General features: G+C 42.2%; 8 protein-coding genes. All 8 read left to right on the top strand.

Going from position 1 to position 10,733, the window contains the following annotated elements:
* Positions 1 to 162 precede the first annotated feature (162 nt).
* Positions 163 to 1,452, top strand: coding sequence for a glycosyltransferase family 4 protein (locus tag H6G92_RS13590; protein ID WP_190894201.1), 1,290 nt, complete (start codon positions 163 to 165; stop codon positions 1,450 to 1,452).
* A gap of 14 nt (positions 1,453 to 1,466) precedes the next feature.
* Positions 1,467 to 2,555 (top strand): bifunctional chorismate mutase/prephenate dehydrogenase, encoded by a 1,089-nt coding sequence (gene tyrA / locus H6G92_RS13595; RefSeq protein WP_190894202.1) that lies wholly within the window; start codon positions 1,467 to 1,469, stop codon positions 2,553 to 2,555.
* 12 nt (positions 2,556 to 2,567) lie between these two features.
* Positions 2,568 to 3,215 (top strand): DsbA family oxidoreductase, encoded by a 648-nt coding sequence (locus H6G92_RS13600; RefSeq protein ID WP_190894203.1) that lies wholly within the window; start codon positions 2,568 to 2,570, stop codon positions 3,213 to 3,215.
* Complete coding sequence (locus H6G92_RS13605; protein ID WP_190894204.1) at positions 3,209 to 4,405, top strand: 3-dehydroquinate synthase; 1,197 nt, start codon at positions 3,209 to 3,211, stop codon at positions 4,403 to 4,405. The genes H6G92_RS13600 and H6G92_RS13605 overlap by 7 nt, the downstream gene beginning before the upstream one ends.
* A 423-nt stretch (positions 4,406 to 4,828) precedes the next feature.
* Entirely contained in the window at positions 4,829 to 7,030 is a 2,202-nt protein-coding gene (locus H6G92_RS13610) for an anthranilate synthase (RefSeq protein ID WP_190894205.1), read from the top strand.
* A gap of 104 nt (positions 7,031 to 7,134) precedes the next feature.
* The gene (trpC, locus tag H6G92_RS13615; protein ID WP_190894206.1) at positions 7,135 to 7,965 is read left to right on the top strand and encodes an indole-3-glycerol phosphate synthase TrpC; all 831 of its coding nucleotides are present in this window, start codon (positions 7,135 to 7,137) and stop codon (positions 7,963 to 7,965) included.
* Positions 7,966 to 8,377: 412 nt separating this feature from the next.
* Positions 8,378 to 9,235 (top strand): tryptophan synthase subunit alpha, encoded by an 858-nt coding sequence (gene trpA / locus H6G92_RS13620; RefSeq protein ID WP_190894207.1) that lies wholly within the window; start codon positions 8,378 to 8,380, stop codon positions 9,233 to 9,235.
* A 106-nt stretch (positions 9,236 to 9,341) separates the two neighbouring features.
* Positions 9,342 to 10,565, top strand: a complete 1,224-nt coding sequence (locus H6G92_RS13625; RefSeq protein WP_190894208.1) for a tyrosinase family protein — start codon at positions 9,342 to 9,344, stop codon at positions 10,563 to 10,565.
* Positions 10,566 to 10,733 lie beyond the last annotated feature (168 nt).

Consider the following 10,733-nt stretch of genomic DNA (forward strand, 5'->3'; position numbering starts at 1 on the left):
GCCCTTGGCTAGCGCACCATCTCAATAAACTCGGTGGCGTACTCTCGGCGGTAATACACCCTATAAAAATTTCAGGTTATTAAATCCGGAACTAGGGATATAAAAACTGGATAACACAATAAAGCCAACATGATCAAGGTGCTTTCAGGACATTAAGAGTTCATGCAAATTCTGATTTATTCATACAACTATCATCCAGAACCAATTGGTATTGCACCTTTGATGACTGAACTAGCAGAAGGGCTGGTGAAGCGAGGGCACCAAGTGCGGGTAATAACAGGTATGCCTAACTATCCTCAGCGTCAGATTTACGACGGGTATCGAGGTAAGTTATACGTTACTGAACAAAAAAATGGTGTGACCATTCAGCGTAGTTACCTGCGGATTAAGTCTAAACCTAACCTTATAGATAGACTACTGCTAGAGTTGAGCTTTGTTTTTACAAGTTTGCCACAAGCGCTCAAGGGTGAGCGACCTGATGTAATTCTTTTAACAGTGCCGCCGTTACTAGTTTGTTTACCTGCAATCTTAATAGGTTGGCTATACAACTGCCCAGTAGTGCTGAATGTGCAAGATATCCTTCCTGAAGCTGCCGTGCGTGTTGGGCTGATTAAAAATAAGTTGATGATTCAAGCTCTGGAAGCTTTAGAAAAATTTGCCTACCGAACTGCACATACCATTAGCGTGATTGCCGATGGTTTTGTAGATAATTTAATAAATAAAGGTGTACCTGCTAATAAAATTGCCTGCATTCCAAATTGGGTAAATCTAAATTTTATCCGCCCTTTACCGAAGGAGAATAACTCCTGGAGAGCTACCCATCAACTCGATGGTAAATTTGTAGTGCTTTATTCAGGTAATATTGCTCTGACGCAAGGTTTGGAGACAGTAATAGAAGCAGCATCGCGGTTGCGTCATATCAATGATATTGTCTTTGCGATCGCAGGTGAATCTCAAGCTCTCGAAAGGTTGCAAAAACATTGTCTTGCTTGTGGCGCAGATAACGTTTTGCTGCTACCGTTGCAACCGCGAGAAAAACTACCGCAAATGTTAGCAGCCGCAGATGTCGGGTTAATTGTCCAAAAAAGCAATGTAATTTCCTTCAACATGCCTTCTAAAATACCACTGCTGTTAGCCAGTGGTCGCCCAATTGTCGGTTCAGTTCCCGCCGCTGGTACTGCTGCCAAAGCTATCAAAGAAAGTGGTGGCGGCATTATCGTTGCGCCAGAGTCAGCAGATGCTTTGGCTGCGGCGGTGTTGGATTTATATAATCAGCCGGAATTAGCAGCACAATTAGGACGCAAAGGAAGAAAGTTTGCGGTAGAAAATTATTCCTTTGAGCAAGCGCTAGATCGGTATGAAGAACTATTTTCTGATGTAATTGCCAAAGAAGCAACAACTTTGGATATCTTGCCCGAATTGAGTTCTAAGGAATCACTTGTTGATATTTGAAAATTGGAAGAAAAATGCCTTTGAAATCCTCTTATTCTGATCAGCTTAAAAAAACCGACGAAAGCTTAATCGCCCTACTGAGCGATCGCATATCATTATTAGCAGCATCAGAACAACCTTCTTTAGATGAACAACTGGCTGATGTCGCTCCCCTACTCGCTCAAGCTGGTATTCCTGAGTCGGTTTGGGCAGGTGTAATAAATAGTTGTCATGTCAGTCTAATTCCTAAATCTGCAATAAATCATGTCAGTCCCCGACAAGTTACCATCATCGGTGGACGCGGCAGGATGGGAAGATTATTTAAAGAGCAGCTTTCGCTAGTAGGTCACAATGTTAGCATTCTCGAACATGAAGATTGGGAGTATGCAGACCAACTATTAAGTCAAGCAGAATTAGTATTAGTCAGCGTTCCTATTGAACATACAGTTGATGTTATCAAGCGTGCAGCTAAGTACCTTACCCCAAATACAGCTTTGTGTGACATAACGAGTATCAAAACTCAGCCAACTCAAGCAATGCTTGAATACCATTCCGGCCCAGTCATGGGTTTACATCCAATGTTTGGGCCAAATATCAAATCGTTTTTGGGACAAAAGGTGGTGGTATGTCCAGGCAGAAATGATAATTCATTTCAATGGCTATTAGATTTAATCAAAAGTAAAGGGGGAGAGTTAATTGTTTGCACGCCTGAAGAACATGATCAAATGATGGTAATTATTCAAGCAACGCAGCATTTCTGTAGATTTAGCTTGGGCGTTTTCTTAGCACAAGCAAGAGTGGATATAGAGCAGAGTTTAACAATGTCAACTCCTAACTACCGTCAAGAAATTGACATTGTTAAACGTTTGTTTTCTCAAAATTCTAACTTATGTGTGGATATTATGCTAGCTACAGAAGAAAGGTGTGATGCGATTAGCTTTTTAGCCAATACTTACAGCCGATTGGCAAAACTGGTAGTGGGGAAAGATAGAGACGCATTAATTCAAGAATTTGAAAATACTCAAAGATTTTTTGAACAAAAAATTAACACTTTTCTACAACCTTTAAATACAACAGTCCAACGAGATTTTAAACCACAGATGCACATAAATATTAGCCTTTGAAGAACAAAAACTATGCTAATAGACATTTTTCACGATCCCGTTTGCCCCTGGTGCAGAATAGGAAAAAAGCATTTATTTGATGCACTAGCACAATGGCCAGAAAAAGAAGTAGATATCCACTGGCATCCTTTTATTCTCGATAATACTGTTCCTGCTGACGGGTACGAATTTCGCAGTTTTATGCTAAATAGAAAAGGACTAAAAGCGGAAGAATTACAATATCTGTTTGATTCTACGCAATATGCAGGTGAGGCGGCTGGAGTCAAGCTAGATTTTGAAAAAATCCGTTTGGCTGTCAATACTAAGCTTTCGCACCGTCTGATTGCACTTGCACCCGCAAAGGTAAAAAACGATGTCGTAGAAGCCATTTATAAAGCTTACTTTGAAGACGGTTTGAACATCGGAGATATTGATGTTCTTGTTGCCATAGGTAGATATTACCAAATGGATTCTAGGGAACTACGACTACAATTGAGTGATGATGCTGCGGTTAAAGCCTTTGTGGCTGAATCAATATTTGCTCGGCCGCATGGTATCAATAGTGTGCCATTCTTCATCATCAATAATAAAGTCAAGATAAATGGTTCTCATTCGGTAGAAATGTTCCTTCAAGCTTTTAATCGTGCCGCACTTATAGATATATCAGCAAAAATATGGTAGTTGACATTAAGCAAAAAAGTAGATTCAGTCTGCAACCAATTCATCAGCGTGTTTCGGTTACTTTCAACTATGAAGTTTACTTCACCCAAAATTTATTTGAGTTGAAAAACCCTACCTTAGCCCAAGTGATTTCAGGGGATGGGGAGACAAAGCCGAAGAAAGTTGTAGCGATAGTAGACGCAGGAATATTGCAGCATCAACCGGAATTGGTGAAGCAATTAGTAGCGTATACCAAGTTTTATGCAGAGATACTAGCGATCGCAGCTGAACCGATGATAATTTCAGGAGGAGAAGCTGCCAAAAACGATCGCACTTTAGTAGAGCAAATCCAGCAGCAGATTGAAGCAGCCGGATTATGTCGCCACTCCTACATATTAGCGATCGGGGGCGGGGCTGTATTGGATTTGGTAGGATATGCTGCTGCAACTGCTCACCGGGGAATTCGCCTAATTCGGATTCCGACGACAGTGTTAGCACAAAATGATTCTGGGGTTGGCGTAAAAAACGGCATCAACGCCTTTGGTAAAAAGAACTTTCTCGGCACATTTGCGCCACCTTATGCTGTTATAAATGATTCTGCCTTTTTGACAACTCTAGACGATCGCGATTGGCGTTCTGGGATTGCAGAAGCCGTCAAAGTGGCGCTAATTAAGGATGCTAACTTTTTTGATTTTATCCACTCTCACAGCGCAGCCCTGGCGCGGCGAGACATGGATACTATGCAACAGGTTATCTATCGTTGCGCCCAGTTGCATTTAGAACATATTGCCAATAGCGGCGATCCTTTTGAAATGGGTTCGTCTCGTCCCCTGGATTTTGGACATTGGGCGGCTCATAAACTAGAGCATTTGACAAATTATCGCTTGCGTCATGGCGAAGCAGTTGCGATCGGTATTGCTTTGGATAGCACCTATTCTTATTTATTAGGATTGCTTGATTGTTCAGAGTGGCAACAGATATTAAATACTTTATCAGCGTTGGGTTTTACGTTGTATGTGCCAGAACTAGCTGAGAAGTTATCACAACCGGAACATCCTGATTGTCTGTTCCGGGGTTTAACCGAGTTCCGCGAACACTTGGGTGGAGAATTGACTTTAACGCTTTTACAACGCATTGGAAAAGCAATTGAAGTTCACAAGGTGGATTTGTTATTGTACAGGCAAGCAATATCGCTGTTGCGCGAGTTTTAAATGCATAGGCGCAACTCTTGGAGACGCTACGCGTAGCTTGCTTCCCCGTAGGGGTACGCCTTCCCGCAGGGTAGATTTGATGCGAGACAATTTTTCACTACTAACTTGTGAGATTATCTACTACCTTTGAGGGAGGCGAAGAATTGCAAACAGTATTGTCAGAAAATGTACTAAAAAAGCAGTATAAAAAGCGAATAAATTGACACCTAATCGAAAAATTATTCAATGTATTATTTGCTTGATATCTAGTATTCTTAAATAAGAAGCGAAAAGTTTTTCATTACATCTTTATAAACGAGTCTACAGATTTAGATAATTTGAACTAACTTGACATAAAGTTATCTAAATTTGTTTTTAATTTGAAGATAGTTATCAATAATGATTAATGGCTCTTGACTAATAAATATTTCAGAGAAATTCCCCATGATTTTTGATTCCCGTTCCTACAAAACCTCTGGCGGTGTAAGTGTTTCTCGCTCCATCACCGAAGTGAAGATGGACATTGCCCTGGAAGATATTCTGTTTCGCTTAAATTCTCAGCGTGGAGGTTTGCTAAGGAGCAGCTATGAATATCCAGGCAGATATAAGAGATGGGCGATCGGATTTGTCAATCCACCATTGGAATTGACTACACAGGGAAATGCTTTTACTTTGATAGCGTTGAATGAACGCGGTGAAGTTCTTTTACCATTACTATTAGAGCAGCTATCTCAGTCAGAACAACTTGAGAAAATTAGCCAAGATGAGAAGTATATTGTCGGCTTTATTAAACCTGCAAAAAAACTATTTGCTGAAGAAGAACGCAGTAAACAACCTTCAGCGTTTACTGTTATTCGTGAAATTCTATATACTTTTTCTAGTCAAGAAGACGAGCATTTAGGATTGTATGGTGCATTTGGTTATGACTTAGTTTTTCAGTTTGAACCAATTAACCAATGCCTAGAACGTCCTAAGGATCAGCGGGATTTAGTGCTTTATCTGCCTGATGAATTGATAGTTGTTGACTACTATCAGCAACGCGCATTTCGTCTAGAATATGAATTTGAAACAGTTCATGGCAGCACTAATAATCTTCCTCGAACAGGTGAGTCTGTAGACTATCGTGGAAAACATCTTCTCCCAAATCAAACTGCTGACCATAAAGTAGGCGAGTATGCCAAAAAAGTTGAGGGTGCGCTCGATTATTTCCGCCGAGGCGATTTATTTGAAGTGGTTCCTAGTCAAAACTTTTTTGAAAGCTATGAAGACCAACCCAGTAAACTATTTAACACCTTAAAGGAAATAAATCCTAGCCCTTATGGATTTATTTTTAATTTAGGTGGAGAATATTTGATTGGTGCATCTCCCGAAATGTTTGTGCGGGTTGAAGGTAGACGGGTAGAAACTTGTCCAATTAGTGGCACTATTAGCCGGGGACAAGATGCTCTTGACGATGCGGTGCAAATTCGTCAGTTACTCAACTCCCACAAAGATGAAGCTGAGTTGACCATGTGTACTGATGTCGATCGCAATGACAAATCCCGAATCTGCGAACCTGGTTCAGTACAAGTGATTGGTCGTCGCCAAATTGAATTATACAGCCATTTAATTCATACAGTAGATCATGTTGAAGGGACACTGCGATCGCAATTTGATGCCTTAGATGCCTTTCTTTCGCATACATGGGCAGTTACAGTCACCGGCGCACCCAAAAAAGCCGCAATAGATTTTATCGAACAGCATGAACGTAGCGCCCGCCGTTGGTATGGTGGAGCAGTCGGCTATTTAAATTTCAATGGCAATTTAAATACTGGATTAATTCTGCGGACAATCCGATTAAAAGACTGCATCGCCGAAGTACGAGTTGGTGCTACAGTCCTTTATGACTCCATACCCCAAGCAGAAGAACAAGAAACAATCACCAAAGCTGCTGCTTTATTTGAAACAATTCGCCGTGTTAAGCAAACGAGTCAGAAAATTGATGAATCCAGTTCCATAAAATCAACTAAAATCCTCCCAAGTGCGGCAACTGGCAAACGCATCTTACTAATAGACTATGAAGACTCATTTGTTCATACCTTAGCCAATTACATTCGCCAAACTGGTGCAAGCGTCACCACACTGCGTCATGGTTTCTCGGAATCGCTATTCGATACAGAACGCCCTGACTTAGTTGTTTTATCTCCTGGCCCTGGTAGACCAAGTGATTTTCGGGTTCCCCAGACAGTCGGCGCCCTTCTTCATCGCAAAATTCCGATTTTCGGAGTTTGTCTGGGACTGCAAGGCATTGTCGAAGCTTTTGATGGACAATTGGGAGTTCTCAACTATCCCCAACATGGTAAATCCTCACGAATTTTTGTCACTGATTCTAATTCTGTGACCTTCAAGAATTTACCACAATCTTTTCCAGTGGGTAGATACCATTCATTGTTTGCCCTACCGCAATATTTGCCAAAAGAACTCAAAGTAACAGCGATTTCTGATGACGACGTAATTATGGGCATTGAACATCAGACACTTCCCATCGCCGCCGTTCAGTTTCATCCAGAATCAATCATGACTCTAGCGGGAGAAGTCGGTCTGGAAATCATTAAAAATGTGGTGCGTGCATACACAACCAAAGAGTCATTAGTCATTGGTCATTGAAAAGAGGCAGAGGGGCGGGGTGCGGGGGGCAAAGGGGAAAACTCTTTTCCCCTGCTCCCTGCTCCCTGCTCCCTGCTCCCTGCTCCCCCTGCTCAATAAAAGATATGACTAACCAAGTTACCACTTCCCGCCATATTCTTGAAGACATTGTGTTGCATAAAAGGCAAGAAGTTGCACAAATGCAGCAAGAAATGCCTTTATCTTCCTTGCGACAACGGTTAAATGCAGCCCCGACTGTGCGAAATTTCTTGACTGCTTTGCAAGAAAACTCCAACCAACCTAGCTTAATTGCCGAGGTAAAAAAGGCATCACCTAGCCGTGGGATTATCCGCGCAGATTTTGATCCAGTAGCGATCGCTCAAGCTTATGAAAGAGGTGGTGCAGCTTGTCTATCAGTCCTCACTGATCATAAGTTTTTTCAGGGCAGTTTTGATAATCTGCGGGCTGTGCGTCAGCAAGTTGCATTACCCCTACTGTGCAAGGAGTTTATCATTGACCCCTATCAAATTTATTTAGCACGGACAGCAGGCGCAGATGCAGTGTTGTTGATTGCCGCCATTTTATCAGACCAAGAACTCCAAGACTTTTTGCGAGTGATTCATGATTTGGGCATGACTGCGCTAGTAGAAGTTCATACCTTGGCTGAACTGGATCGAGTGCTAAAGCTTGAGGATTTACATTTAGTCGGAATCAACAATCGCAATTTAGAAGATTTTACCCTTGATTTAGGAACAACACAGCAACTCTTAGCAGAGCGTCAACAACAATTACAAAGTTTGGATATCACTGTCGTCAGCGAGTCTGGACTGTATACACCTGCTGATTTATCTCTTGTCGCTGAAGCTGGTGCGCGTGCGGTTTTAGTAGGAGAGTCTTTAGTTAAACAAAGCGATATAGAACAAGCTGTACGCAGTCTTTTGAGTACTGAGTGCTGAGGTAAACCTAAAAAATGAAGCTCTGATACTCATTCACGAGTATCAAAGACTCGTTAACGGAGCTAAAAGACTCGTTCACGAGTATCAAAGACTCGCTAACGGAGCTAAAAGACTCGTTCACGAGTATCAAAGACTCGCTAACGGAGATAAAAGACTCGTTCACGAGTATCAAAGACTCGCTAACGGAGATAAAAGACTCGTTCACGAGTATCAAAGACTCGCTAACGGAGCTAAAAGACTCGTTCACGAGTATCAAAGACTCGCTAACGGAGCTAAAAGACTCGTTCACGGAGATAAAAGACTCGTTCACGAGTATCAAAGACTCGACGACAAAAAATCTAGCGGGGATATCGCTAATTACTGAGTGTTGATTATTCCAGAACTATTAACCAATCATTAACTATTTTTCAGCATGACTTCTATCTCCGATTCCTTTAAAACTTTAGGCGTTAGCAAAGCTCCTGTGCAGGAGGCTGGCCAACAGTGTGCTTTAATCCCGTTTATCACAGCAGGCGATCCTGACTTAGAAACCACCGCCGAGGCAATACGTATCTTAGATCGCAACGGTGCAGACTTCATCGAGTTGGGCATTCCCTATTCCGATCCTCTCGCAGATGGGCCTGTAATTCAAGCAGCAGCAACCCGCGCTTTGCAAAAAGGCACCAAATTAGAGCAAGTGCTAGAGATGTTGCACACAGTAATTCCTAGCATAAAAGCGCCAATCATTCTATTTACTTACTACAATCCGATTTTGCACCGGGGTATTAAGTCATTTTTGGCGCAAATTGCCGCTGCTGGGGTACAAGGATTGGTAGTACCAGACTTACCCTTAGAAGAAGCAGAAGAATTAATCCAAACCGCCGCATCTTTTGGAATTGAGGTAATTTTGCTCGTAGCTCCCACCAGTTCTCTAGATAGGATTTTAGCGATCGCTCGTCAATCTCAAGGTTTTATCTATCTAGTAAGCGTCACAGGCGTTACAGGTATCCGTGCTCAAATCCAAGACCGTGTAAAAGATTTAATTACCGACTTGCGAAGCGTCACCGATAAACCCATCGGCGTTGGTTTTGGCATCTCAGGGCCAGAACAAGCACATCAAGTAATGGAATGGGGAGCAGATGCAGTGATTGTTGGTAGCGCCTTCGTCAAACGTTTAGCTGAAGGTAGCCCAACTGAAGGATTACAAGCTGTAGAACAACTCTGTCGGGAACTCAAAGCAGCAATTACAGAAAGTCGGCACGAAAGTCCATCTCTTCAAGAGGTGAGATAAATTCACCCGCAGACTTAGGGAGTGGGGAATAGAAAGTAGGGAATTAGTATCAATTATTTCTCTTTCTGCCCTCCTGCTCCTCTGCCCCCCTACTTTGATTAAGATAATGAAACTCCTGCTGAAATCTGTCAAAATATTAATTTATAGCTTACTTGTAGTTAGCGCCTGTGCACTTACAGTCTTCGCCCACGATCGCATTGACTACGGACAAGACAAAAACTATAGGTATGAAAATCTTCAAGGGCAATACGCTCAATTAGCTGTAAGAAAGAACGTAACTGACCTGACACCAGCAGAGAAAACAGCCTTTGTCAAAGCTATCAAAACCTTAAAAACTGTAATACCCGCAGGTAGCAAGCTCAGTATTTACGATCAATTCGTTGCCATACATATAGGGGCAACACGCCTAATTCATAACCATAAAGGGCATTCCAATGCTTCTGTTCAAGAACTGGCTCATGAAAATGCTGCATTTTTCCCTTGGCATCGAGAATATATCCGCAGATTTGAACAGGCTCTGCAAGCAGTAGACCGAACTGTTACTCTCCCATACTGGGATTGGACAGATGCCAAAGCGCTTGATGTGATTTTTAACGATGACTTTCTTGGTTCTAACGGTCAAGGAGTAACCATCAAAACTCCAAATCAGGGAAATTTTACAGGCGGCCCTGTGCCTGGGGCTTTTTCTGCTGCAAATGGCTGGGTTATTAATCCAGTATTAAACATTGACCCAGATACCGGAACATCTTTAGGTACATCACTTGTCCGCTTTCTACAAGCACCTCCTGCCAGTGATTACCCTTTGCCCAAAAAAGATATTGAGCGTACCCTCCGCCTTAATAACTATTCTCTATTTCGCCCTGCTTTGGAAGGATTTATCTCTGTAGATGAGCAGGGTAAAGTCACCCCAGGAGGATTCCTACACAACTACATTCATGGTTTAGTCGGTGGGGTACAGATAGACGCAAGCACGAGACCGATAACGTTTAAGGGTCTGGGTACCATGAGTAATATACCAAGTTCGCCCTATGACCCAGTGTTTTGGTTGCATCATGCGAACGCAGACCGCCTCTGGGCTGAATGGCAAGAAAACGGTCACAAAGGTAGTGATTTTTATCCTGTTGATGGTCAGCCTTACGGACACAATCTTAAAGACCTAATGTGGCCTTGGGACGGCGGTATGTCTACCCCCAAAGCTACGGCGTTAGGAGATTTACTATCCCTATTACCAAATTTTGACTCTGACGATTTGGTGCGCCCTATAGACGTTTTGAATCACAGGGAACTGGGCTATACCTACGAAACCTGGGAAAGGAAAACGCAAAGATAATTTCAGTTGTGGCATAAGTTCTAACTTTTTAGAACGAAAGTAAAAAATATTTGAACATAAAAGGATTTTAACCAGTGGTAAGCATACAAGACATCAAAACTGCAACCGTTCAACCAGATTCTTTGGGCAGATTTGGAAAATTTGGCGGTAAATACGTCCCAGAAACCT

Origin of the sequence: Nostoc foliaceum FACHB-393 (assembly GCF_014698505.1) — a bacterium.
Lineage (GTDB): Bacteria > Cyanobacteriota > Cyanobacteriia > Cyanobacteriales > Nostocaceae > Nostoc > Nostoc foliaceum_A.

What these genes read in the sequence shown, in the direction of transcription:
- H6G92_RS13590 (WP_190894201.1), top strand. Translation starts at nt 163, where the DNA reads ATGCAAATTCTGATTTATTCATACAACTATCATCCAGAACCAATTGGT.
- tyrA (WP_190894202.1), top strand. Translation starts at nt 1,467, where the DNA reads ATGCCTTTGAAATCCTCTTATTCTGATCAGCTTAAAAAAACCGACGAA.
- H6G92_RS13600 (WP_190894203.1), top strand. Translation starts at nt 2,568, where the DNA reads ATGCTAATAGACATTTTTCACGATCCCGTTTGCCCCTGGTGCAGAATA.
- H6G92_RS13605 (WP_190894204.1), top strand. Translation starts at nt 3,209, where the DNA reads ATGGTAGTTGACATTAAGCAAAAAAGTAGATTCAGTCTGCAACCAATT.
- H6G92_RS13610 (WP_190894205.1), top strand. Translation starts at nt 4,829, where the DNA reads ATGATTTTTGATTCCCGTTCCTACAAAACCTCTGGCGGTGTAAGTGTT.
- trpC (WP_190894206.1), top strand. Translation starts at nt 7,135, where the DNA reads ATGACTAACCAAGTTACCACTTCCCGCCATATTCTTGAAGACATTGTG.
- trpA (WP_190894207.1), top strand. Translation starts at nt 8,378, where the DNA reads ATGACTTCTATCTCCGATTCCTTTAAAACTTTAGGCGTTAGCAAAGCT.
- H6G92_RS13625 (WP_190894208.1), top strand. Translation starts at nt 9,342, where the DNA reads ATGAAACTCCTGCTGAAATCTGTCAAAATATTAATTTATAGCTTACTT.